Source organism: Algoriphagus sp. AGSA1 (assembly GCF_021390545.1).
Taxonomy (GTDB): Bacteria; Bacteroidota; Bacteroidia; order Cytophagales; family Cyclobacteriaceae; genus Algoriphagus.
Map to the genome: position 1 here is coordinate 24,668 of NZ_JAJUWR010000024.1, position 26,697 is coordinate 51,364.

Consider the following 26,697-nt stretch of genomic DNA (forward strand, 5'->3'; position numbering starts at 1 on the left):
GTGGATATCCATATTTAAATGGCAATGAAAGGGAAAAGCATCTTATTAAAAACAACAAAAGTCCTAAGCTGGACTTTTGTTGTTTTGGTAGTATTCGGGGTGATCACCTTGACCACAGTGGACCGTTCGCCGGTTCAGGACCAGGACTTTTACAAGGAAACGTTAACCCGTTTAAACAACACCGCATTTTCTGAATCAAAAGGGGAAGCCTGGCTTGCAGGCTGGTCCAGCGTCAATATGACCCCGGACGAGCCTGCGGACTTGGTAGGCTATGCGCCCAGAGGAAAATATGAGTTCGTACAGGACAGCAGCTACGTCAAAGCACTGGCCATTTCCAACGGCAAAACCAGAGTGGCATGGCTGAATTATGAATTGCTGATTGTTCATCCCTCACTGGCAAAACAAGTCCAAGAGGCTATCTCACAAGCTAAACTCCCGATAGATCAGGTAATTTTCACAGCCACCCATACACACTCCGGCATGGGGGGATATATGCCTGGCCCCATGGGAGAAATGGCTTTTGGAGGGTACGACCAGCGTATTGTAGATCTGATGGTTTCGAGTAGTCTTTCAGCTCTCCAGAACACTATTGACAATCAGGACAGCGTTTCCATCACCTTCCGAAAGTCAGATGCAGGAGAGTTAGTGGGCAATAGGTTTGTGAAGGAAGGTCCTACAGACCCTTTTGTACGTCAGCTTATTTTCTCCAAAAAATCCGGGGAGAAAGCCACTTTTCTAACCTACTCTGCCCATGCTACGGCGATGAGCACTAAGTTTATGGGTTTGTCGGGTGATTATCCATTTTATCTGACCAAGGAATTGGAAGCAGATGAATTCGATTTTGCTATGTATGCCGCAGGGACGGTAGGAAGCCATATGCCGTTACGACCGGGGAATTCTCCTGAGATGGTACAGAAATATGCACATCAGCTGGATTCTACACTGAGACTGCGCATGACGTATTTTTCTACCGTCAATAAGCCAGAAATAAGAATAAGTTCACTTCCTCTCTCACTTAGATCACCGCACTTACGTGTGACCGATAACCTCCGTCTGCGGCCTTGGTTGTTCAATTACCTCCTGGGAGACACCAATGCCCATCTGGACATTACCCAGATCGGCAGCACCCTGATGATCTCCTCTAGCGGGGAACTTTCCGGTGTTTTTTATAAAAAGTGGGAACAGCTGGCTCAAAGCAAAGGCTTGAATCTGATTATCACCACGTTCAACGGAGGTTATATCGGCTATATCACACCGGATGAGCTCTATGATGAAAACTACCATGAAGTACGGGAAATGAACTGGTACGGACCCGGAAACGGGGGTTATTTCGATGAGTTGATTTTGGCAATTATAGAAAAATCACAACCATAACAGTCCTAAAAGTCCTATTGAAAGGATGTTTTATCCAGTTGGAAAAGAGCCGTACCCTTTAATTTTGTGAAAATTCGAAAGCAATGAGATTTTCCACTCTGAAAAGTGTTTATCAATGTAAGTGCCCCCGATGTCACCAGGGAGACATGTTCTTACGAGGTAAATTACTAAACCCCGCCCAGTTTTCTGTCATGAATAAAAACTGCTCAAATTGTGGACAGTCATTTGAGCCCGAGCCTGGCTATTATTTCGGCGCTATGTTCATCAGCTATGGGATCAACACCGCTCTATTCATAGCGGCATGGGTGGCTTTGTCTGTCATTTATCCGGATTATTCTCTCAAGCTTCTTCTAGCACTCCTTGGTCTCACCGTTCTGATCTTCTTACCCTTTATTTACCGGGTGAGCAGATCTATCTGGATTTCAATCTTTGTCAGATATAAAGACGAGGATCTGCCCAGCTCAGCTTGATTGCCATACATTTCAGGAGTGGGTATATTTGAACTATCTTTACTATTGAAGATAGCCACTATGCCCAAAATTCCCCTTCCTATATTTCATATTCCCGATTTTGAGTCTGACAGGCTGGATTCCTCTCATTTCTACTATTCCGGGTTGAAAAATCATTTGGCCAAACATCAGTTTATCCAAAAGCCCCACAAGCATGATTTTTATATCATTGTGGTTTTCACTCAAGGCAAAGGAAGTCATACCATAGATTTCAAATCCTTCACTGTGGAGCCGGGTTCAGTGTTTTTCTTGAGCCCGGGACAGGTTCATTCTTGGGACCTTTCGGCTGAATCCGATGGTCATATCCTATTCTTTAGTGCAGACTTTTACACTGCTATATTTTCTCGAAAAAGGCTGAACGATTACTCCCTTTTCACTTCTAGTCTAGAGTTTCCCAGACTGGAAATTAATGGATCAGAAGCATACGAGATTTTGTACATTTTTGACAAAGCGCATCAAGAGACACAAAACCCGACGTGGGCGAGCATGGATTTGTTGAGAAACTTCACAGACACACTCCTAATTTACTTTTATCGGCATAAAGGCAAAAAAACTTCTTTTTCACATGAAGAGAAATTAGTGTATGATCAATTCGAAAAGTTTGAAATCCTCGTTGACAACTATTTCAAGAAACATCGGGAGGCTAGTTTCTACGCGGAAAAAATGAAGCTGAGTATGAAACAGCTCAATGGATTATGTAAAAAGGCTGTAGGAAAAACCATCTCGCAGCTCATCCTGGACAGAGTTGTGCTGGAAGCAAAAAGACTCCTGACCCATGCGGATCTGAACATATCCCAAGTCGCTTACGAATTGGAATTTGATGACCCCTCCTACTTCACCCGGCTATTCAAGAAAAAGACCAGAGTCACTCCCGAGCAATTCAGAAGGCAATTGGAAAGTCATTCAGCCTAATTGCCATATCTGCGCCTTCACCCAGCCCACCAAAAATTCCTCTTCTGAGCTTTTCAGCCAGTTTTCCGTAAATAAAATCTTTTCATAATCAGGAAGGTTTGCCCTTCTATGACCCGTTATTGCCCTGAATAAAGAAATCATGCCACAGGTTAAAATTCTCTGATATCTTTTTTTGGGAGAAAAGAAATCAGCCAAAAAGATCCTCCCTCTTGGACTAAGGCTTTTCTTTATCTCTACTAAAAAAGACGTTATCTCATCGTCCGGCATCGTATCCAACACAAAATGAAGCCAAACCTCATCAAACTTTTTCCCAGCCTTGAAATTCCCAAGATGAAAATCCAGTTGACTCAATTGGAGATTTGCCTTTGCTTTCTTCAGCATACTGCCTGACAGCTCCCAATATTCCCCGGAAATATCAGGTGCGATTTCAGTGTAATCCAGCCCGTCCCCTCCCCCGATAATCAATACGTTCTTGGATGCTGTGTTCTCTAATAAACACAGTTTTGATTCCCTTAGCTTTCCACCAAAAATGAGCTTCACCAAAGAAGAATACCAAGGGGCAAGTAAACTATACCGATCTTTCACTAGTTTAAAGGAATGAACTAATTCCCAAAATACCTTTACATGAAAAATGTTTTTAAAACCCTCAGTGGCTTACGCCAACTTTTATCCAGTGTCGATCTCGATCAAATCTCCAAACTTTCCCAAAAAGTAGATCTCTCAAAAATGGTCGGGCTGGTGTCCCAAATGAGCGAGGAAGACCTTTCAAAAATGATGGGAATGCTCAAAGGAGGTAGCAAATCCAAAGTAATTCCGCCCATCAATGGAGATTTCTATGAGCTGGGAAAAACCCTTCCCCATCATGAGCGTGAGATCCAGCTTCGCGTCCGGGAGTTTATGGAGCGGGAGATCAAGCCAATTGCAAATGATTACTGGAACCGTGGAGAATTCCCTATGCACATCATCCCCAAGATGGCTGAACTCGATATTGCCGGACTCACCTATCAAGGCTATGGATGTCCCGGCCATTCAGCCTTGCTGGAAGGATTTATAGCCATGGAAATGGCCAGAATAGACACCTCCATTTCCACTTTCTTTGGTGTCCAGAGTGGATTGGCTATGGGGTCAATTTACCTATGTGGATCAGAGGAACAGAAGAAAGAGTGGCTTCCTCCCATGCAGAAGCTGAAGAAAATAGGTGCTTTTGGCTTGACCGAACCTGAAGTAGGATCCGGTGTGGCCGGAGGACTGACCACCACGTGCAAGCGGGAAGGGGACACTTGGGTGCTCAACGGCCAAAAGAAATGGATCGGAAACGCTACTTTCTCAGATATGACAGTGATATGGGCCAGAGATCTGGACGATCAGCAGGTGAAGGGTTTCATCGTGAGAAAAGAGAACCCAGGATTTAAGGCAGAAAAGCTGGAGGATAAGATGGCGCTGAGAATAGTGCAGAATGCGCTCATTACGTTGAGCAATTGTGAAGTACCAGAATCTGATAGGCTTCAGGAAGCAAATTCCTTCAGAGACACTTCCAAAGTACTTCGTATGACAAGGGCAGGAGTAGCGTGGCAGGCGGTAGGATGCGCCCGTGGAGCATATGAGCTGGCATTGGCTTACACCAATGAGCGCAAGCAATTCGGAAGACCGATTGCGTCTTTCCAGCTCGTTCAGGATCTTTTGGTGACTATGCTCGGCGATCTCACAGCAATGCAGACCATGGTATTCAGACTTTCGGAGATGCAGGACGATGACTTATTGAAAGATGAGCATGCTTCATTGGCTAAAGTATTCTGTACGCTTAGGATGCGGTCTATTGTGGATCATTCCCGTGAGCTATTCGGAGGCAATGGCATTTTGCTCCGCCATGATATAGCCCGGTTTGTGGCAGATGCAGAAGCCGTTTATAGCTACGAAGGCACGAAAGAAATCAACTCACTGATCGTAGGCCGGGCTATTACAGGACACAGTGCTTTTGTCTAAAGTACAAGCAAGATCGCAGGGATCAGAAATGCGATTTCCATTCGCATTCTTATTTGTTCAGGATTTAATTCAGCTTTATAAAAGCTTAGGTAATGCACAAGCAGCATAACTAACAGTAAACACAGAAGAATTCTATAAAAAGAGCCAACCAAAAGCAACCCCAAGAGAGAACACAGAATTAAGCCAATTGCCAACTTCCGAATGCTTGAAAGAAGTCTCTCTTGGGGCATTTTGGTAGCTATTGACACAAAGCCAGCTTCCTTGTCCGATTCTACATCCAAGTAGGAGAGCATGATTAGATTCAAATAGGCCAATCCCATATAAAGAACAGTAAGCCCAAAAGCTATCCAACTATAGTCTATTTCAGGCGTTTTATACCAGGGAAGCCAAGATATACCAATCACATAGAATATCGCGGAGCTGAGTTCCTTCAAGCGAGTCTGCTTTTGCGATAATTTCCTCACCGTAAGCATAATCCCCAAAATCACCACTCCCAGACTCGCTCCAAAAAACAGTTCCCGGGAAAATCCAAAAAAACGTACCGCCCAGAATAATCCCACAGTACCAACTACCCCTAGAATAATGAACAATAATCTCTGGTGAACAAGATGAAAATGATGCCTGTCCTCTCTATGAAACGAGGTAAGCTTCCTTGCATCCATCAAATGATCAGCGGTATAAATACACCAAACCGCCATTCCCAGCAGTGTATATCCCTGCCAGTCCAATTCAGCCCGCAGCGCTCTGTCAAAAAAAAACATCCCGGCCATAGCCCCGAAGACTACGTCGAGAGAAAGCCAGGTAAGCCGTTGGTAGATTTTGAAAAGAAACTGCACGGATTAAAGATAGCCCGAATAGGCAAAAGTCCATAGTTGGCATTTAGATGTTAGGTATATTTGGTATTTTAAGGGCGTTGTAACCTTACCCCCTCGACTCTGCTTTGGACCCAAAATCCAAAATGAAAAGTTGGAGTAGGGGAAACAACTTAAAAACTGGTGGCCGAGCGAAGCCAAGGCCCTGATTACACATCAAATCCTTAAGTCGATAAACCTAAAATCAAATTCTTGAACATGAAAAAACTGAACTTACTTTTAGCCACTCTTCTTGCTTTCGCAAGTGCATCTATGGCCCAAGCCCCCATCAAAATCGCCTGCGTAGGCAACAGCATAACCCAAGGCCCGGGCAGAGATAATCCTGACAGTTACCCGCTTCAGATGCAGGCCATTTTGGGTGAAGCATATGAAGTAGTCAATTTTGGGGTAAGTGGGAGAACACTGCTCCGCAAAGGAGACTATCCGTATTGGAATGAGCCACAGTTCCAGCAAGTCAAGGATTTCAATGCGGACATTCTGATCATCATGCTGGGCACAAATGACTCCAAGCCCCAGAACTGGCAATATGCCTCCGAATTCAGACAGGATTACCTATATATGATCGCGGAATTCAAGAAAACCATGCCTGCGGATGGCAAAGTGTATGTAATCATGCCGGTGCCGGTAACCCGTGAGAACTTCGGAATCACTCCTGAAGTGATGAACAATGAGCAGCGCATGATGATCGTGGATATCGCCAGGGATTCCGGTTCCGAGCTGATTGATCTCTACACTCCACTAATGAATAAAACAGAATTGCTTCCTGATGGCGTGCATCCAAATACAGAAGGCTTGGGGATCATGGCTAGTGTGATTGCGAGGGCAATACGATTGTAAGTATATATCATCCTAATAGCAATGACGGGGAAAGTTTAATTATCCACTAGTCCCATTGTTTAATTGCGACGGAGAATTGGGCGGGCTGTATGTAGATGGAAGCCTTATAGCGGCTTGGAGTTTTGGCACACGTGCTCTTCTGATTATCCATTCACATACCAGTCCCGTTTATGCCAGCTATTTAACCATAGTTTTATGTATATTTAATACACATCTCTTTTAAATTTGATAGAATATGACGCAAAAAGTAATGGCTTTTGAAGTTGAGTCGAATGACCGAAAACTTGTCGGAATAGGCGAAATAGGACTGCCGAACATGCCAGAATAGGCGAAAAAATTGTTATGGAAAGAGAATTTACAAAGGTTTATCAAATTATTGATATTCATTATAATGAGGATGATGGAGAGATAACAGTCCCCGATATATATTTAAAATTCATCGGTAATATCTCAGTAGTAAAAGAGTCATACTTTGGCTAATTTTAACTTAGCTGTAAGGAATGTTTTTCGACTATTAAAAAAGTATGAAATATATTCCTTTTGAACCTGCATCACAAAGAAGAGACGGCCAAAGTGGTTCAATTATGAGACTGCTTCTGCTGACCGCCTTGCGATGATGGAAAAAGTTCAATCCTTTCGGGGTTGCCATTTCTATCTTCGATTTCCCCATCCCCCGGTTGCACCGGGGTCTATCCATGGTTTGATCCTTTCAGGATCATTTGACCAGGAATGTGCAAATATAAATGATCCCGAAGTGGTCAAACATTTCAATAGCCATGGGCGCAACCCATGGTTTATATATTTCATGACCATCCATCCCCACGTCCCCGAAGGCGGTCAAACTTTTTACCTTCTCTCATTTTCACCTATTGTGCGCGTCAAAATGAACATCCGCCCACAATTTTCTCTTTTTGGCTGTCACAGGTGATTTCCTATATTTACCCAGTCAAAAAACCCAAAATATGAATATTCTAAAAGGAAAAGAAGTCTTGGAGTTCGGTACACGAATTCAATCATACCGGAAATATTTAAACATCCCAAATGGCCGAAATACTTGCCCGGCAGAAAGCGTGGTCTTCACAGTCACCAACTTCGAGCGGAGTAATTAGACAATTCCTTTGAACCGAAGAATGCAAAAACAGCGGAAGCAAGACACCCTATTTCATTAAGTCCAATTTGGGATTGTAATTCAAGAACGCCCTAGTTGTTTTGAAATTGAACGCTTGAAAAAGGCAATAGCTCAGAAGCCCTAAGAGAGTATATGCGCTATAATTTGTCACTCGATATTCTCCCTAACAGCAAGACTGTTCATGGAGAATTCAAGCCAAAAGTGCCCATATGAAGCAAGATCTATGTAGTAGAATCCATCACTACAGGACAATCAACCACTTTAGTAAACACAACAACTAGATACAAAGTTTTGTTTTCTGCATTCACCCCCTTTTTTGTAAACACTTTAATAACAGTTCATTTCTACCAGTTAATAAAAAAATATCAGTAATTGCAACGATAGGAGTTTGTTTTAGAAACCTCACCAATGTCCTTATTTATTCAAACATATTGCTTTTTATCGATGATTTTTGGCTTTATACCTCAACAGTCACCTTTGCCGGGAGGATTAAAGTTCCATGGAAGTGAGCAAGCGATAAATCAGCGGACATCCTACACTATCTTTGGAGACAATCCCAAAGAATTTTCAGAGTATTTTGCTATTGAGTGTAGTTTATCTTTATACCCTACGACAGAAATCGGATATATCGTCCGCATCAAAAACCGGGAAAGCAATAGAATCTTTAATCTTTTCTATGATGGCCAAGGAGACAATATGGTTTTTAAGTTCAACGAAGAAGGCAAAGATAACCTAATAATAGCTCAAATGAACAGGGATGAATTGCTCAGTATGCAGTGGTTCAAAATGAAAATCTTATTTGATCTTAAGAAAGAATCCATCACCCTGACCCTAAATGACCAAACCTTTACAGCTGGCGATCTAAGGCTCGGAGGCGCCTACCAGCCTATCATTCTGTTCGGCAAAAGCGATCATGTCATTGACGTGCCGTCTTTTGCTATAAAAGATCTTTCCGTTCAAAGTAAGGAAACTTACAGATTCCCCTTACTGGAAAACGAAGGCAACGTCGTCCACGACATACACGGAAAACCCGTGGGCAAAGTATCAAATCCTGACTGGCTTAAGAACTATGCATACCATTGGAAACACCAAATTTCCTTTAAATCGCAGGCCATTGCAGGTGCAGGCTACAATCTCAAAAGAAAAGAAATATACTATTACAACAGAGACTCAATACATATATATAATGTAAGATCAGGAGCCACCAGAATTGAAGTTTTTAAGGAAAAATGTCCTGTAGAGCTGATTTTAGGCACAAATTTCATAGACACAGTACGAAATAAACTTTACACCTATGAGGTATATTACGACACTCCCTACGATGGCCCCACAGTAGCGAGTCTTGATCTGGACACGTTCGAATGGACTGTGGAAAGCTACGAGCAACTTCCGACCCAGCTTCACCATCACGGCTCATATATAGACCATACTGCTTCAGAATACACCCTTTTCGGGGGCTTTGGGAATATGAAGTACAGTAAGAGTTTCTTTTCTTTCGATCTAACTAAAAGAGAATGGGCTAAACTTGAAGACTTTAAAGGTGATTTTTTATCCCCCCGATACTTTTCTTCCTTAGGCTATCAGCAGCAGAATAATTCACTTTACATCTTGGGCGGCATGGGTAATGAATCGGGTGAGCAAGCCGTCGGCAGAAAATACTACTACGATTTATATCAGGTTGATTTGGGCACGAATCAGGTCATTAAACTTTGGGAAATTCCCTGGGAAAATTACAATGTAGTTCCGGTGAGAGGGATGGTACTTCCCAATGATTCCACTTTATTCACATTGCTATACCCTGAACATTTCTCCCAGTCAAAGCTTAAACTCTATAGGTTTTCCCTGAAGGATGGCACATATAAAGTACTTGGCGATTCTATTCCCATTATCTCGGACAAGATCACCACAAATGCCAATCTGTATTTTGACGCTGGGCTTAATAATTTGTATGCTGTCGTCCAGGAATTTGAGGATGATATTTCCTCCGAATTAAAGGTTTATTCTCTCGCATTTCCAGCCATTACAGCAACTGAACTGTCGGATTTTCCGATTGACAAAAGCGATGCGGAATTGTGGCAAATTCTCCTTTTATGTGCATCAGCGATTGGCATTGGATATCTATTGCTCAAAAAGAAAAGGCCAGCTGAGAATTATACTGCTGAAGAAATCAGCGTAGAAGCTATTCCTAGAACAGAAAAAACATTCCGCCCTAATTCCATCTATCTTTTCGGCAACTTCACGGTAAGAGACAGGAAAAACAGGGATATCACTTATATGTTCAGCGCCCAATTAAAACAGGTTTTTTGCCTGATATTACACTACAGCAGCACTGAAGACGGGATTACGTCCCAGCATCTCAGCAATTTGGTATGGCCGGACAGACCAGCGGATAAAGTAAAAAACTCAAGGGGTGTCACTATAAACAATCTACGCAAAACTTTAAGTGAGCTTGATGGAATAGAATTAATCCATGAGAAGGGCCATTACAAAATAATCCTCCACCAAGAAGCCTATTGCGATTATATGAGATGCCTGGAAATAGCTTCCTCGCATGAAATGGATGTATTCAGAGATGAATTTGCGGAAATAGTAAGCCGCGGTAAATTCTTGTATCTGGCAGATGATTACTTGTTTGATGAATTTAAAGAAGAAGCAGAAGCTAAACTTGAGCCCGTTCTATTAGTCGAGCTTGAAAACAGTTTCGATACAGGAGCCTATCAGACAACCATTGACTTGGCAAAAGCTATATTCAATATTGACCCCCTAAATGAAATAGCTTTGGCTTACGAAATTAAGGCAATGCAGAAGCTAAAAGCGCATGAAGATGCCAAAATTAAATACCGGGCGTTTGCCATTGAATACAAGAAAGTAACAGGAAATGAATATTCCCGCACTTACACGAGTTTAAGCAATTGAGTATCTGTTCAATCTTAAAGAAGTATCGCCAGACTGGAATCCTCACCATCAACGCTCGAAATCACCAACTCAGCGCTACATGGACTCCATCAGGATTGTTTTCAAAACTCAGAAAACAGGTTTTGCTAGATTCGTCCCATGAAATCGTTGATTCCACCGGGTGGCCATCTCCATCCTGCACGGCTATTTCTTGGGCTTCCCTGGGTAAAAGTACCCTCATTACATTGGTTGTGTTTAAGGGGCTTTTGGCTACAAAAGCATAGGATTTCTTAGTTATTGCTTCTTCATAGATCCTTGCTGCCGTTGCCAAAACCTGCGGTGTCTCCGGGTTTTTCACGCTTCCGATATTGTAAAGAAATGCCTGCTCTCCCGGGTTCACCTGTTTTACATCCAGAACAGGAATGGTAGGGTCAAACAGATCAATCAATTTTCCCTCAATGGTGTAAGGGGACTGATCGACGTTTTCATTTACTACAGAAATAATTTCATAGGGACCCCTGGTAAGAGAGAAGTGATTTTTGAATTCTAGTTCTTCAACATTAGTCCCTGCCTCAAATAATTTTTTGACAGTATTGACGAATTCAGTATCACTATTTGCTTCTAGGACGAACTCTTTCGGATCCTTTCTCAAAATCACAACCTTTCCCTTTCCATAGGAATATTCACCTTCACCAAATGGAGGTTTTAGCCCAAGTTTCCCGAACAAATCTTCCGAAGGAGCCTTGAAATTATTTCCATCAGTATTCCACCATTCCTGTACAGTTTGAAAGGGATCATCGTCCCTACCACTGTACACCAGAATACCGCCGTTCTTTACCCATGCAGCAAGATGATCATGTGCTGCCTGCTCCATAGGTTTCATATTGGAATAAGACATGATCAGGATTTTTATATCCTCCAAAGTCTGGGTGAATGAAACATTTTCTATATGGACTGTTTTCACAGGAACTCCTCGCTTCAGCAAGGGCAGAGCCTGGCCATAGAAGTTTGACAACTGGGGATCATCATAGCCCTGATGGGTAGGAAAGCGCTGGAACATGAGGGAATTGGACATGAGAATCCCTATTCCCTGTGATCCGCTCACTTTATTTTCAGATAAAGGCATGTCGTTTAGCGTATTGATCATGACCTGCATCTGGGTGGAATAAAAGCGGGGAATCCGCTCCTTCTTCTCACTGTCGGCTCTTGTACGATAGGTACCTTCATATATCCTGTCCGGCCACGGCATCACTTCATAGTCAGCGATCATAGGGTAAAGTAGTTGAGCTGCAAAAGTAGCCTGGTAGTTTTTCTTATAATCAGCCCAGTCACGTGGCCAATCTTCAATAGGATCGGTCAGGAAATACATTTTTCTCCCGGTAGGCGCGGTCATTGACTCCATAGATCCATATTCCAGGAAAGCAGTCTCGAAGACTCGTTCTTTTTCCTGTCCGTTATAGTAATTGGGCTCGCGGGAAGTACCTGTCCAAACTTGGGCAATGTAGCCATCCACACTTGGCAAAGATGCCAAGCTGGCCTCCGGACTTACAATCATCCACTGGGAATAATTCACAAGTGAATGTGTAGGGACGTAGCATCTTACGTCCAGCCCTTTGCTTTTACCGTATTCTTTTGCATAAGAAAAGCATTCCTCTACAGCCCGATAGTAAAGATGGTATTTCAGTTTGTTTGACAGGTAGGTGTTTTCTGGAGATTCGTGCTGTGGCCTCCAGTCAAACCCATAGTACTCTTTCCACTCCCTTTTAAAAGCTTCGCTATAGCCGGCACGGGCCCAGAATTCTGGTTCTTCAAGATATATGGCACCAATTCCGGCATCAATTGCCCGTTTGACCACCTTTTCTTTCATGTACTTTATAAAATTGCTAGTAGGCACAATATAAGGCACCATACGTCCATGCCACAAGGTGTCTCCCCTCTGTGTCACCTGCCCTTCATCGAGATGCCACTCCCCATCCCATTCACCCGTAAAATATTCCTGGTATTCTCCCCATGCGATCCCACTCATGAAATGGGTGATATAGCCTCTGTCACGCCAGGTCTGCACGCGCTCCTCAAAAGTCAAATTTCCTTGCCTATGATGGTCTTTCACACTGTAAATAATCGCAACGTCTGCCCTCACATCTGTCACGGGCTTCCAAGGGTTTGAAGTTTGGAAAGCAGTCTTTTCTCCTGCTCTATCAATTGATTCCCTTCTTTTTTGTTGGGAAATAGAACATCCATAAAAGAAAAGGGCTATGAGCAGAAGTAATAAGGTCGTTTTTCGCATGGGTATAAAAATTCTTTGAAAATTGGGCACATCGTCCCATATAGCCAATTGGAAATAGGTAGTCAAGGAGGCATTTCGACCTCAGCTTAATAGGGTAATCTTTTGAAAAGATGAAAGTTTAAAGCCATTTCAATGGAAGTGGCTTTAAACTTTGGTAAAAATTAGTAAACCAATACTTGGCGAGGCTCATTGTAGTTCCATCGTCTAGTACCGCTACCTCTAGGGGTATCGTAATTGATCCGTGCTGCTGCACGAACAAAGACCATCCTTCCTTCAGGAATAGTTCCATTGGATTCGATGGTAATAGTCTCACCCAGCATGGAATTGAATGAGGCACCGGAAAATTCCATCTGACTGGACCATCGCTCATCACGTGCCCTATAGCCTACTGTGGAAGAATAGCTCACAAACAGCTGAATGTCTGTAACATTGGTAAAACTGTTGCTATACCCGCCCATTGGTTCAATTTTGGCCCGAAAATCCTCCTCTGTTACACCCCGGGTGACGCGCACCTGTGCTCTCACTTTTCCGTTGATCACTTCCGGTTCTTTTACCCACTCCACATTCAAGAAGGGCTGAACTTCGAACCTTACGTTGGCCTGCCCATTGAGATCTATTGTCTGTGTATCATCCGCTATCGGAACCCCACGGTCATCCTCCCGAATCAAGGGAATGAACGGGCCGTCAATCCGGACATTATAGGTTCCGGCAAACAGCTTGGTATTCTGAAATGTACCATCAGGCATACAAAAGAAATCCGGGTTGGGAACAACATTCTCCCCCCAGCTCACTTCAGTCAGTCTCACGCGTATGCCTTCACTTCCCTGATCGGTAAGTATTGGCTGGCCTGTTTCGACATCCACCACTTCTCCTATAAGCGTTTCATCTGGTAGATCATAATTGTCCAGCTCAAACATGCTGCAGGAATTAAGGGAAAACAATGCGACTATTGCTAAGTAGATTAATATATTCTTCATCTTCTATAAATCTTGGTTATTGATAATTTCTTATCTGTTGGGTTGCTGATCTATCACCGGACTCTTGGATACCTCTCCTCCAGGAATAGCAAAATAATAGTCGATTATATTGTACTCAAATGTCTTCAAGCTCACCCACTGAAAGCGGGCATCGAAGAAGTATTTTCCGCTTTCGGCAGACAAAAACGGGTAAAGGCCACGGAATCGATAACGGGAATTCATACTAAAATCTTCCTTATCCCGCTGCTCACCCCAGAAACCATCTCTTTCTTCGTAGTGCTGCACTCTCCACCTGCGTAGATCCCACTTTGTCTTGTGCTCCAGCGCAAGTTCTTTCCGACGTTCTTTCCGTACTGTGTTTCTCCCTTCGATACTCGGAGAAACCCCGCCGTTCAGCAAAGTCGCACCTGCTCTTTCACGGATTTCATTTATACCAGAAGTGGCTACCTGTAGCATATCAGATCCATCCGGAGAAGATTCTCCAGCCAACGCAAGCTCTACTGCCGCCTCGGCTGCATTAAGCAATACATCCGCATAACGCATCAGAATAAAATGCTGTGCCGATCTACCTTCTCCAGCTTCAAAAGCAGGATCGGGGTTCAGCCACTTTCTACCATATAAACCTGTCAGACAGCTTTCTCCATTATTAAAAAATGGCCCATTGGCTCCAGCCGCAGTAATCTGACCACCCTGGAAAGGAACGAGCTCCTGACTACCACCTTCCCTAGCACTGAGAAAAAGACGCTTTGGAGTTTGTGTATAGGCAGGTAATTGCTGATATCTGGTTTCGGCAGTTGCGTAAGAATAATCATTAAACAGCGGGCGGATCGGCTCCGATCCTGTATATACCCCTGCGCGAATTTCGATTTCCGTATTCTTGAAATCATCCCCTGGAAATATGACATAAGCCCGAAGACGTGGTTCGGCACCTTTGAAAAAATCCATGGGTGTATCGTACATCAGGTAATTTCCTTCCGTGTTGGTAGAGCCATCTGTCACCTTTATAGTACCATCAGGGTATCGGTCAAAACCTTCAAATAGTTCTAAAAAATCCAATGTAGGACAAGTACCGGAAGCCAATGGCGCTTTGAAAATAAACGGGGCACTATAGGCATCATATCCATGGGTCGCCACCGGAAAATCGTACTGCTTAACATAGATATTCTCGGGACTTGTGGGATCACTGAACATATCCACCATGTTCTGGTATTGGGCTTCAGGATCATTTGCCGCCCATCTTCTCCTATACAGAGAGTATTGGCCACTTGCTATCACTTCATTTGCGGCCAGATACGCTTCTCTGAAATATCTTATAGAGGCCGACTGAGCGCTCTCTTCAGAAAATCCGATGACACGCACACCTGTTTTCAAGCCCATTCCGGTAAGTCTCCCCGGAACTGTTTCATTATATTTAGCAACGCTTCCTGCATATAGCATGGCCTCGGATTTGAAGGATAAGGCTACATACTTGTTTGAGTATCCACTTTTAGGGCTACTCGGCTGAAGCAGTTCAGCTGCCCTGTCATAATCAGCAAGCACCTGATCCCATGTCTCTTCCTCAGATGCTCGTGGAATTTCCAAACTTCCTTCCTCTGCTGGATAGCGGAGCACACTTGTCACCAGTGGCACTCCTCCAAATCGCCGTGCCATTGCGGAAAACACGGTGGCACGTACAAAATAAGCCTCTCCCAAATAATGATTGAAGGTCACTTCGGGAAAAACACTTTTATATTCAGGCAGTTTTTCCAACAGATAATTGGCTTCACGTAACAAAGAAAGTGCATGTCCCCAATAGGGAGTTCTTTCGCCTGTAAAAGCCGAACTTATTCCATCCCGGTTCAGTGCTTCTCCTGTACCCTCTATTCCCAATGCTCCAAGCCACGAGTTGTACTCCACACCCCATTGAGCCATGTATTTGAAGTCCTCAAAAGGCATCTTACTATACATGCCTGCGATATAGACGTCCATACCGGATTCACTTGTCATGAGCGTCTCATCGCCAATGACATTTGGAGGGGGCACGTCCAAATCAGTACAACCGGAAAAATACACCAAGCTGATCAGCACTAATATGTTTCTTATTTTCATAGTATAATTCATTTTTATGGTTCTAATTATCAACCACTGATATTTAAAATCTTGCGGATATACCTACCGTATAGGTTTTGGTAAGCGGATACATCCGTCCAAGCTCATCACCGGGGTGCTCCGGATCTACAAACTTTACCCCGGTGAAAGTCAATAGATTATAAGCGTTGGCAAAGAACCGGATGCTCGTTGTGGGATTATTGAGTGGTTTTAAAGTATAGCCAACTTCTATACTTTTAAGACGGAGATAATCGGTGCTGACCCGGTTAAAATCCGAATTCCCGAAAGGGTAATTACCGGTATATCCATAGTAGCCACTTACCCATTCGGTAGCCGGATCGTAAGGATCTGCCAATGGATCTACTGGATGCCAGCGGTCAAGATACTGCTCCAAGGCACCACCCCCATTACTTCCCCAAATCGAATAAAGTGGTTCTTGATACTCCATGGAACCTAGAGCTGATCCTTGCAACAGCATGCTAAAGTCAAAATTCTTATAGTTGGCATCTAATGCCAAACTGAAGTTTAACCAAGGAGTTTGATCGTATGCAAATGGGTGCTGATCCAAACCGTTGATTTCCCCATCCCCATTCCAGTCTTCATATTTATAATTTCCTGGAAGAATTCCCCTGTCTTTGTAAATAGGGAATGACCAAATATCTTCCCAATCTTCATATCGTCCAGCAGATTTATACCCGAACTGCACCCCTTGATATCTGTTGGTCAGGTTATCATTGCGCCAGCGATCATAGGAATTTCCATAAGGCCCCTTTTCGGCAGCTATCAAATGCTGCCTACGGGTAATGGTGGCTATGCCTTTTAACCCGTAAGAAAACAACCCTACTGTATTGCGGTGAGAAAGTTCAAGATCGATCCCAAACTGTCGGTCGCTATTGGTGTTTTCTCTCGGAGCACCTGTGCCCACCACAGTTGGCACTTCCCCAGATCGGGTGGAGAACAGCCCTTCCCTACGTCGGTCGAAATAGTCCACAGAAAAACCAAACAGCCCGTTCCAAGCTTCAAAATCAACACCTACGTTAAATGTCTTTGCTGTCCACCACGTGATATTCTCATTGGGAACAACCAAAGATGCTCCATAGACGAACTCATCTCCCAACATATAACCCGGGGCATATTGATTATAATATCCTCCCTGTGCATTTCCGCTAGTTGCAGGATAGATATATCCTGGATACCAGTCGTATTGAAGTGAACCGTCATCAGCAGTCATACCATAGCTGGCTCTGAATTTAAGTTGGCTGACAAACGAAAGAGCCGAAATTGATTTGAAGAAAGACTCCTCTGATAGACGCCACCCCACTGATGCGGAAGGAAACCACCCCCAACGATTGTTTGCAACGAATTTTGAAGAACCATCATATCGAAACTGCACCTCTGCAATGTAGCGGTCCGAAAAAGCATAATTTAACCTGCCGAACATAGCCGAATTGGTAATCTCGTAGAGATCTCCTGAGCCACCCTGCATTCCACCCTGTTGGTTTTCATTCATCCCTCCTATGAGATATTCCATGGCAAATGCAAGATCTCGCTGTGCGTAAAAATTGTCCCCCTTTCGGCTTTGTGTCTCAAATCCAAGCAATCCCGATACATCATGCTTGGTGCCAAATTTCCGCTTATAATTAAGAAGGAATTGGCCTAGTACCTGCTGCTTGCTGAAGATTTCACGCCTGATTTGATTTGGAGAGCTATTGTTGTAAAGTTTCGACGTATAGGAATCCGTCAAGGGTTCGTACATATATTGGTAATATTCCCTACGATAAATATCATTGTCGTCGCCACGATAATCGTAGCTGATCAACGCTTTGGCGGTTAACCCTTCCAATAAGTGAGCTACCGTTCCAAAATCGTAATCTAACGATGCTGAGGACTGGAAATATTTTTGGCGGAATTTTCTATATCCTGACACATCTGATTGCATCATAGCTATTGTATTCTGCTCCAGATCCAGTCCTTCATAGTTCAGCATGGTATTTTCCGGATCGGCATAAGCAGGGAATAAGACCCCTTGTCTCCAATAATTTCTAATAATATCCACTGCGCTTGAGTAAGGGGTATTACGCTGATCGGCGACACCACTTAGGTTTAGATTAAACTTCAATCCCCTGGCTATCTCTGTGGTAATATTAGATCTCAGGTTGACCTTATTATAGTTCATATCACCTGATTTAAAGAAGCCTTCCTGATATAGATATCCCCCTGCTATGTAATATTGGGTTTTCTCAGTTCCCCCGGTAATACTTATATCATGCTGACTTTGAGGAAAAAATTTATTGATCAATAAAGAATTCCAATCCGTAGTACGTCGTTCCCCCGTGCGAAATGCCTCAAAATCACTTTCCTGATAGATTAGATTCCCCCCATTTATATTATTCATGGCCATCTCATTATAGAGTGTCATGGTCTGGTAGGGATCGGCTAGCTCAGGAAATCCAGCCGGAGATTGTAAGGTGAAAGAACCATTGTAAACTACTGTAGCCCTTCCACTCGTCGTACCTTTTTTAGTCGTCACCAACACCACTCCATTTGCTGCCCGTGCTCCGTATATCGCTGCCGAAGCATCCTTTAATACAGACAGATCTTCAATATCACTGGGATTTAAGCGCTGAAAATCCCCCATGGTACGCTGGATCCCATCGATAACTACCAATGGAGAACCTAAGCCCCGTATATCAAAGGTTGCATTAAACGTCCCCGGCTCAGCACTTCTTTGCCATACGCGAACACCGGCAACTCTACCTGTAAGCATGTTTTGCGGGTTTTCATTCTTCGTCCGAAGCATTTCATCGCCCTTTATACTAGCCACAGAGCCAGTCAACGTAACTTTCTCCTGCATACCATAGCCTACCACCACAACTTCACCAAGCTGCTGGGTATCAGGCACCAGGGCGACATCAATCACAGATTGAGCTCCTATCTCTATCTCTTGGGTCACATAGCCAATAAATGAAAAAGTTAAAATAGAATTCCCGTCAGGAACTGTTAGTCTATAATTTCCATCAATATCCGTGGTGGTACCAATCGTGGTCCCCTTAATTACCACATTCACCCCAGGCATCGGAGCCCCATCTTCTGAAAATGTGACATTTCCTGTCACTGTAACTTCGCGTTGTACCCCTTCAGTGAAGGAGTAATCCGCAAAGGTATTGATCTCTTTCTTTACTCCGGAAGCAAAACCGGAAGCAAAGAGAAAGCACTGTAATATTATCCCTAACATGGAATACTTTATCAGTTTTCTGGAAAACTTTTTGTATATATTATGCATATGTTCAACAATATTTTATTTAACCATTACCTCGTCGAGGTATTTACCGTGTCTAAAAACAATGGCGCCCGATGGATACCGGACGCCAAAACCTAAACTCATTTTTCCAGCTCATATCGTGACAACACGGCATATTCTGCTGCAAAAGCGAAGTTGAACATTCCTTCTGTTCTATTATTGTTATTGTCAAGGCTCCACCCTACCAGTAAATTGGTTGGTAGAAAACCTTCATAAAGGAAATTATCGTACCCGTGGTCAAGGTTCTTTTGGAAGGAATCGATATAGTCGGATGTAGCGGCATAGGAAGGATGTACATCTACATATCCGCGCATTAATACACCATTAAACCAATTTCTGAATCCGCTTATATCGTATGTGTAATATCCAGGTTTGTTCTGTCCTAGTTTTGCGAAGTAGGCAAAACTGGCATCAGACAATTCCTTGGCATCTTCGAGGAATTTGCTTTCACCTGTCATTCTGTATAGATCAGCTGCTCCCGAAAGCATTGTCCCGCTGTTGTAAGAAATAGCCGGGCCTACTCGATCTTGGCATGAAATGCCTCTACGGTATACCGCTCCATCAATGGTCTCCGTTTGAGGACTGCCGGGGGAGCATCCGCCTCTCATATCATCATACACGCCGTCTGCGCGGAGCAATTGACTTTTTTGCCAATCATATACTTTCTCTGCAAAATCTGCGTAATAGTCACTTTTTTTAACCTCCATTGTTTTACGGGTTTCCTTATCCGCTTCATCAATGTACCTATAGGTTATTTCGTCGTTTTTATCTTTGTACAGCTCATGCAACCACACCAAGGGGCTCACCATCGGCCCATTGCTACAGGCGTGTTTGGTCACATAGCCAGGTCCCCAGGGTATTCCTCCACGCTCTGTTCCATCAGGATTGCGGGTGCTATCCCATCCATCCAATACGTAGGCTGTTAAATATTCAGCTTTATCCAAATAAGCTTGGATGCCGGTAACTTTATAAGATTCGAGCAATTCACGTATGAGCCACATCTGATCGTCATACACGTTTTCGATTCCCTCTACCTTGGCTGTACCTTTTGCATTTCCCCTATTCACACCGTACACCGACCATTCTTTTGTTTGGGTGTAAGAGACCAACTCGAAGGTTCCCTGGTAATAATCCACATTGTCATACAGCTCCCCCAGCAAGTCGGAGTACCTATTGAAATGCTCCTCGTAAAGGGCAGAATTACCCTTTTCCTTTTGGGCGTGAAGCGCATGTAGAACAGCATTTACAGCTTCTATAGCAGCTGAATACATCCATACGCTGCCTATTTCATCAGAACGAACACCAGTGTAAGGATTATAATATCTAGCCATAGCCATCCCCGCCCCAGTGAAATGGGCAGAGACTGCTTTGTCGGTGAGTTCCATGGCGCGAAGAAGGTTTTGCTCAGAAAGAACAACCTCTTCCAGAGGAGGCCCAGTTGGGTTAGTATCAGATACATTTTCGGCACATGCTGTCACGAGCAGCAGCAGTAAACTATAAATAGTGATCATAGAGCGATATATTGTCATAATAAGGTTCATTGTTTAGTTCAAATCAATTTGATGTATGACCAGTTTATTTTCTCCAGATTCAGCTTCCCCGTTATATACACCCAATGCGAGTGTTATATTTTGGCCGTTAAACGGTGCTAAGTCATACACAAATGAGGCATAGCCCTCAGGATTTCCTGCACCACCGTCGCCATGCCTAAACTTCCAGCAGCCATCTTCTGCGGCAATGGCTTCATCTGCAGTAGTTGACTTAGGATCTAAATGGGTGATTGTCCCGTCATCGGCTATAGCGGTAAGCTTGAAGTAGGTGAAATTGTCGCTGAAATTCCGCGTACTCAGAGTCAACTGATTGCTGCCTGCATTTATTGAGAACTTTGAATACAGATATGCCTCTGGTACTTTGGTGTCAACTTCAGGGGTATTACGGGTTTTTATCAGATAGCCTTCAGAGGGGAAGACTTCAGGATCTTTCTTTAGAGGGACAAAAAACCATTCTGCTGCCACATGATCAACCCCACGCCAAGCACGATAAGCATCCACATAATTATCCCGGTTACCATTCACTGGGCTGATTCCTGTGAAGGAGGTTTTGGTATGCGCCATAGTAGAGCGCACCGTCTCCTGAGTAAGCTTCCATCCTTCAATAACTTCTGTACCTGGCAGCCAATCCCAGTTTTCTACTTTCTTGTCCGCAAAACGAATAGCGCGGAGTACCAGCTGCTTCCAATAATCCCCGGTAGATTGGCGGTATATGCCTATAGCGATGACCACTTCTTTACCTACATATTCACCCAGGTCAAACTCAAAGTCGGCATAGCTCCCTGATCCATAAGTTCTATTCTCTCCTATTTTAACGGCAGTAGGTTGAGCAGCGGAAAGATCAACTACCTGAACACCAAAATATGCGGGATTTGCCTCGTCCGCATTGTGTGTGCTTAGCCTCAGTGACAAAATCTTGTTTTCTTCCGTAATCAGCTTGCTTCCGTAAACGTAGGAATCAAAAACGTTCAGATCCGCCGGGTTGCTGCGATCCTCTTCATTATTGCGAATTTGTAAAGTGGTGCCTTCGTTTTGCTCTTGCCATGCTCCTTGGAAATCAAGTGCCGACATATAGTTGCACGCCCAATCCCAACGAGGATAAACGTCAGCATTTCGCCCACCCCGATATTCGTTGTAATACCATTTGTCGGCGTCTAACAGATCAACAGTGGTAAGACCCCGGAGAATTTCGTTGCTCCCCATTCCTACTTCTAAAGTAGCGACACCATTCACAAAATCAGACTCACCTACCGTTCGTGTTACGGTCTTATAGTTTGCTTTGGTAAAGGTAACCGTGTATGTGTCAACGATCAGATTCTCTAAAACGAATGCACCGTCGCTTCCACTGGTTACTGTGCCTGCTACCCCTACACTAACAGTCACACCTTCGAGGGCGGCATTATTGTTTTGTGCATCCGTAATCACTCCGCTGATTTTAGCGGAGGCAAAGATCATGGTCATGTCTGCGGTCGCAACCCGATTAGCATCAAATTTTTCAGGATTTACAGTTACACTGACTGTCAGCCAGCCCGCTTTGGAAAATTTAACTGCTCTTGTTTTCAAGGTTACATTCTCGAAGGAATAGTTCCCATCTCCTCCGGTAGTCACAGACACTTCTTCTTCACCTATACCGGCAAGCGTTACTTCTACATCTGAAATAGGTTGGCCTTCCCCGTCTGTAACAGTGCCTGTAATAGTTCCTCGAGGCTCCTCGATGGGTTCGTCTTCATTGACGCATGAGGTTACCGAAGCGATAAAAGTACTTAGCAACGCAACGTAAATAATCGTACGTAATTTCTTACTCATTCTGTTGGCTATTATGGGTTTGGTAGAATAATTAATCGCCAAATGGGCAAATTACCTTATAATCTCACAAATTGGCGTAGAGGAAAAATAGATTGGATCAGGTTAAATTCTTGGTTAAATCAGGGTTAATGACTTAGAAAAATCTATTAATCTGGCAATTGCCATCTTCATTGCACACTGACAAACAGTGGGCAATTGGAACAAAGCCCTTTAAAAACACATGATTAATCACAGTAGGTAACCACATATTATACCGAGGCTATTCTATACACAACTTCAAAGAGCACAGATCAAAAAAAATGAATGGAAATGAACGGAAAAAATTATGGCACTCTAATGCAGTTAGTCCTGGTTTCTACGTGTTACATTCTACTGTGCTGGAAATGCCTACCCAAGACAGCTGAAAAAAAGCTACATAACAATGAATTTTGATGTTTCTGCTTTGTGATTGACATAAAAAAACCACAACCCTTGCGAGCTGTGGTTTGAAAGTAGGTCTATCGTTTATTACTTACTCTCAAGTGCGTTTGCACCGGAGACTATTTCAAGAATTTCATTGGTAATTGCCGCTTGACGGGTTCTGTTATACATCAATCGTAGTTCTTTCAGCAACTCACCGGCATTCTCGGTAGCCTTATCCATGGCAGTCATTCTCGCACCATGTTCAGAAGCATTGCTTTCAAGAATTGCTTTATAAAATTGGATCTTCAAAGAAGTAGGCACCAGCTCTTCGATGATATAAGCACGGGAAGGCTCTAGGATGTAATCAGTCTCAGAAGTTTTTTCCTCGCTAGAGTCTTCTTTTGACATTGGCAAAAACTGCTCAACGATAACTTCCTGAGTTGCCACGTTTTTAAATTCATTAAATACCAGAGCAACCTGATCGTATTCTCCAGCAACAAAAGAGTTCATGGCATATTCTGCGGCATTTCTGGCATTATCGAAATTCAGATCCTGAAACAATTGATAATAATCAGAAACCATTTTAAAGTCGCGTTTTTTGAACGCTTCAAAAGCCTTTTTCCCTATAGGAAGTATGGTGACATTTTTGCCGGCAAAATTGGTGGCTATGGCAAGATTTACAGCTTTGATAATATTAGAATTGAAAGCACCACAAAGTCCTTTGTCCGAAGTGACAGGAATGATCAATACATTCTGTACTTCACGCTTTTCAGCAAAAACAATATCTGCCGCTCCTTCAGAAGCAGCTGATACGTTGTTCAGGATTTGGGTCAACTTCTGAGAGTAAGGACGCATCTGCACGATTTTGTCCTGTGCTCTTCTAAGTTTGGCGGCGGAAACCATTTTCATGGCCTTGGTAATCTGCTGTGTAGAGACTACTGAGGTTATCCGTTCCTTTACTTCCTTAAGATTAGCCATCTTGCTTGCTTTGTGCTAAGGTATTAACTAACCGAAAGACTTTCGTCTTCCGGTATTCAAATCAATTATTTAGAAAACTTAGGTGCTAATTCAGCAGCTGCCTTAGAAAGAACTTTACCAGCTCCATCCACATCACCTTTCAGGATTAGTTGAAGTGCTTCCGGATAAGATGTATCCAAAAGCGTGTAGAATTCTTTCTCAAATGCTCTTGCTTTCTCTACAGGGACAGTATCCATCAAGCCTTTAGTGGAAGCATATATGATCGCTACCTGATGCGCTACAGATACTGGAGAGTACTGCGCTTGCTTCAAGATCTCCTGGTTTCTTCTACCTCTTTCGATCGTACGCTTGGTAGTTGCATCCAGATCAGATCCAAATTTGGAGAATGCTTCCAATTCACGGAAAGCTGCCTGATCCAACTTCAAGGTACCGGCAATTTTCTTCATTGACTTGATCTGTGCGTTACCACCTACTCGGGACACTGAGATACCTACGTTGATCGCAGGACGGATACCAGAGTTAAACAGGTTGGTTTCCAAGAAAATCTGACCATCGGTAATCGAAATTACGTTAGTCGGAATATAGGCAGAAACGTCACCAGCTTGAGTTTCGATAATCGGAAGTGCTGTCAAAGACCCGCCGCCTTTTACCAGATGCTTGATAGAATCCGGCAAATCGTTCATTTCCTGAGCGATTTTGTCTGACTTGTTTATTTTGGCAGCTCTCTCAAGCAATCTTGAGTGAAGATAGAATACGTCACCCGGATATGCTTCACGTCCCGGAGGTCTTCTCAATAGAAGAGATACTTCACGGTAAGCTACAGCCTGCTTAGAAAGATCATCATATACCACCAAGGCAGGGCGACCTGTATCACGGAAGAATTCTCCTATCGATGCACCTGTAAACGGAGCAAAGAACTGCATAGGAGCAGGATCAGAAGCGGGAGCTGCTACAACCACTGTATAGGGAAGGGCACCGCCTTTTTCCAACGCCGCAACTACACCGGCAACGGTAGATGCCTTCTGTCCGATAGCAACATAGATACAGAAAACCGGCTCACCTTTATCGTAAAATTCTTTTTGGTTCAAGATAGCATCGATCACAACCGCAGTCTTACCTGTCTGACGGTCACCGATCACCAATTCTCTTTGTCCTCTACCAATAGGAATCATCGCATCAATAGACTTGATCCCTGTCTGAAGAGGTTCTGTTACCGGCTGACGGTAGATTACACCAGGAGCCTTTCGCTCCAAAGGCATTTCGTACAAGTCGCCGGAGATGGGACCTTTACCGTCAATAGGATTACCCAAGGTATCCACTACACGGCCAAGCATTCCCTCACCCACTTGAATGGAAGCGATTCTTTTTGTTCTTTTAACAGTATCTCCCTCTTTTACAGATTTGGAATCACCGAAGATTACAGCTCCTACATTGTCTTCCTCAAGGTTAAGTACCATTGCTTTCAGACCATTGTCGAATTCTAGCAATTCACCGGACTGAGCCATAGAAAGTCCATAGATACGGGCGACACCATCCCCCACTTGAAGGACTGTACCCACTTCTTCGAGTTCAGCTTCGGTTCTTGCACCAGAGAGTTGCTCTCTTAAAATTGCCGAAACTTCATCAGGTCTTACGTCTGCCATGATATATTAATTAATGCTTTTTGTTAGATTTTACTTTCGTAATGATTTTGGACAAACTGGGTCTTCAATTGTCTCAGTTTGCTACTCAAAGACTCGTCAAGCTGACGGTCATTTACTGTCAAAATATATCCGCCTATAAGATCTGGATTTATTTTTTCCACCAATTGTACAGATTGCTTGCCCGAAATTTCCTTCACTACATCGGCAAACTCCTTACGGAGCTTGTCATCAATAGGGAAGGTGGTGATCACCTCAGCCACTTGAACAGAATGGTGTAGATTATACTGTGCTTCGAATTCCTTCGCAACGTCAAGAAGAATTTCCTCTCTGTTCTTACGGGACACAATCTCGAAGAAAGTCATCGTAAGAGGATCTGATTTAGGGAATAGTGCTTTTAGCACATTCAGTTTCTTTTCAGAACTGACCACAGGGTTTTTAAGGACCAGTGCCAGCTCATGATTGCTAGCTGCCAAAGCAGTCAGCCGTTGAAAATCTTGATGCACCTCCTCCAATCTTCCTTTTTCCAAAGAAAGTTCCATGATAGACTTGGCATAGCGGGATGCTACTCTCTGGTTTGACATGGAGGTGTATTAGTTTAGCTTAAGTTCCTTGATGAAACCATCTACCAAATTCTTCTGGGACTCATCATCAGAAAGATTTTTCCTCAACAATTTCCCCGTAATGTCCAAAGAAAGGACCGCTACCTGATTTTTGACATCAGCCAAAGCTGCCTTCTTCTCAGTTTCTATTACTGCCTTGGCATTCTCGATCATCAAAGCACCGGCTTTTACAGCTTCCTCTTTTGCATCATCGATCATTTTCACAGAAGTGTCTTGGGCTTTCTTAAGGATAATATCTCTTTCCAATCTGGCTTCTGCAAGAAGCTTCTCATTTTCAGCTTTCAGATTTGCCATCTCATTTCTGGCGGTTTCTGCTGCTTTCAATGCGTTATCGATGCTGGTCTCTCTCTCTTCAATAGCTGCAAGCATTGGCTTCCAAGCAAACTTGATTAGGATAAACAAGAGAGCCAAAAAGCCAAACAACTGCCAGAAGATCAGTCCGGAACTAGGTAAAATCAGATCCATTAGATATATATAATTTCGTTATTGTTCAAAAAGAGGGATTGACCATTCAGGCCAATCCCGATTCATTTG

18 protein-coding genes are annotated in these 26,697 nt (G+C 43.5%); 6 read left to right on the forward strand and 12 right to left on the reverse strand.

Features of this window, described 5'->3' with window-relative positions:
* Nucleotides 1–24: 24 nt before the first annotated feature.
* From LZF95_RS18120 to LZF95_RS18130, 3 genes are all read left to right on the forward strand, one after another.
* A complete protein-coding gene (locus LZF95_RS18120) occupies nt 25–1,374 on the forward strand; it encodes a neutral/alkaline non-lysosomal ceramidase N-terminal domain-containing protein (RefSeq protein ID WP_233756441.1) in 1,350 nt (449 codons plus the stop codon).
* Nucleotides 1,375–1,565: 191 nt separating this feature from the next.
* Complete coding sequence (locus LZF95_RS18125; RefSeq protein ID WP_233756442.1) at nt 1,566–1,844, forward strand: DUF983 domain-containing protein; 279 nt, start codon at nt 1,566–1,568, stop codon at nt 1,842–1,844.
* 60 nt (nt 1,845–1,904) lie between these two features.
* The gene (locus tag LZF95_RS18130) at nt 1,905–2,795 is read left to right on the forward strand and encodes an AraC family transcriptional regulator (RefSeq protein WP_233756443.1); all 891 of its coding nucleotides are present in this window, start codon (nt 1,905–1,907) and stop codon (nt 2,793–2,795) included.
* Here the strand turns inward: LZF95_RS18130 and LZF95_RS18135 are convergent.
* Nucleotides 2,787–3,380 carry a methyltransferase domain-containing protein gene (locus tag LZF95_RS18135; protein WP_233756444.1) on the reverse strand — a complete coding sequence of 198 codons (594 nt, stop codon included), beginning with the start codon at nt 3,378–3,380 and terminating at the stop codon, nt 2,787–2,789. The genes LZF95_RS18130 and LZF95_RS18135 overlap by 9 nt on opposite strands.
* A 39-nt stretch (nt 3,381–3,419) precedes the next feature.
* Here LZF95_RS18135 and LZF95_RS18140 point away from each other — a divergent pair, with 39 nt between their 5' ends.
* On the forward strand, nt 3,420–4,778 hold the full coding sequence (locus LZF95_RS18140) for an acyl-CoA dehydrogenase family protein (RefSeq protein ID WP_233756445.1): 1,359 nt from the start codon (nt 3,420–3,422) through the stop codon (nt 4,776–4,778).
* On the opposite strand, the gene LZF95_RS18145 is transcribed toward LZF95_RS18140, so the two are convergent.
* Nucleotides 4,775–5,614, reverse strand: a complete 840-nt coding sequence (locus tag LZF95_RS18145) for a hypothetical protein (RefSeq protein WP_233756446.1) — start codon at nt 5,612–5,614, stop codon at nt 4,775–4,777. The two genes, LZF95_RS18140 and LZF95_RS18145, sit on opposite strands and share 4 nt — an antisense overlap.
* Before the next feature lie 234 nt (nt 5,615–5,848).
* On the opposite strand from LZF95_RS18145, the gene LZF95_RS18150 reads away from it, so the two are divergent.
* Nucleotides 5,849–6,487, forward strand: a complete 639-nt coding sequence (locus tag LZF95_RS18150) for a GDSL-type esterase/lipase family protein (RefSeq protein ID WP_233756447.1) — start codon at nt 5,849–5,851, stop codon at nt 6,485–6,487.
* Between the two features lie 1,606 nt (nt 6,488–8,093).
* Entirely contained in the window at nt 8,094–10,532 is a 2,439-nt protein-coding gene (locus LZF95_RS18155) for a DNA-binding transcriptional activator (RefSeq protein WP_233756448.1), read from the forward strand.
* Nucleotides 10,533–10,593: 61 nt separating this feature from the next.
* Here LZF95_RS18155 and LZF95_RS18160 read toward each other — a convergent pair whose 3' ends face one another.
* The 10 genes from LZF95_RS18160 to LZF95_RS18205 all read right to left on the reverse strand — a co-directional run bounded on the left by LZF95_RS18160 (nt 10,594) and on the right by LZF95_RS18205 (nt 26,628).
* Nucleotides 10,594–12,798 (reverse strand): hypothetical protein, encoded by a 2,205-nt coding sequence (locus LZF95_RS18160; protein WP_233756449.1) that lies wholly within the window; start codon nt 12,796–12,798, stop codon nt 10,594–10,596.
* A 161-nt stretch (nt 12,799–12,959) separates the two neighbouring features.
* Entirely contained in the window at nt 12,960–13,775 is an 816-nt protein-coding gene (locus tag LZF95_RS18165; RefSeq protein WP_233756450.1) for a DUF3823 domain-containing protein, read from the reverse strand.
* Nucleotides 13,776–13,805: 30 nt separating this feature from the next.
* Nucleotides 13,806–15,863 (reverse strand): RagB/SusD family nutrient uptake outer membrane protein, encoded by a 2,058-nt coding sequence (locus tag LZF95_RS18170; protein ID WP_233756451.1) that lies wholly within the window; start codon nt 15,861–15,863, stop codon nt 13,806–13,808.
* A gap of 43 nt (nt 15,864–15,906) precedes the next feature.
* Nucleotides 15,907–19,098, reverse strand: coding sequence for a TonB-dependent receptor (locus LZF95_RS18175; RefSeq protein ID WP_233756452.1), 3,192 nt, complete (start codon nt 19,096–19,098; stop codon nt 15,907–15,909).
* Nucleotides 19,099–19,244: 146 nt separating this feature from the next.
* The gene (locus LZF95_RS18180; protein ID WP_233756453.1) at nt 19,245–20,675 is read right to left on the reverse strand and encodes a glycoside hydrolase family 76 protein; all 1,431 of its coding nucleotides are present in this window, start codon (nt 20,673–20,675) and stop codon (nt 19,245–19,247) included.
* Nucleotides 20,676–20,708: 33 nt separating this feature from the next.
* The gene (locus LZF95_RS18185) at nt 20,709–22,520 is read right to left on the reverse strand and encodes a carboxypeptidase regulatory-like domain-containing protein (RefSeq protein WP_233756454.1); all 1,812 of its coding nucleotides are present in this window, start codon (nt 22,518–22,520) and stop codon (nt 20,709–20,711) included.
* A 507-nt stretch (nt 22,521–23,027) separates the two neighbouring features.
* Complete coding sequence (atpG, locus tag LZF95_RS18190) at nt 23,028–23,900, reverse strand: ATP synthase F1 subunit gamma (protein ID WP_233756455.1); 873 nt, start codon at nt 23,898–23,900, stop codon at nt 23,028–23,030.
* A 65-nt stretch (nt 23,901–23,965) separates the two neighbouring features.
* Nucleotides 23,966–25,543 carry a F0F1 ATP synthase subunit alpha gene (gene atpA / locus LZF95_RS18195; protein ID WP_233756456.1) on the reverse strand — a complete coding sequence of 526 codons (1,578 nt, stop codon included), beginning with the start codon at nt 25,541–25,543 and terminating at the stop codon, nt 23,966–23,968.
* 23 nt (nt 25,544–25,566) lie between these two features.
* Nucleotides 25,567–26,124 carry an ATP synthase F1 subunit delta gene (gene atpH, locus LZF95_RS18200; protein ID WP_233756457.1) on the reverse strand — a complete coding sequence of 186 codons (558 nt, stop codon included), beginning with the start codon at nt 26,122–26,124 and terminating at the stop codon, nt 25,567–25,569.
* A 9-nt stretch (nt 26,125–26,133) separates the two neighbouring features.
* A complete protein-coding gene (locus tag LZF95_RS18205; protein ID WP_233756458.1) occupies nt 26,134–26,628 on the reverse strand; it encodes a F0F1 ATP synthase subunit B in 495 nt (164 codons plus the stop codon).
* Nucleotides 26,629–26,697 lie beyond the last annotated feature (69 nt).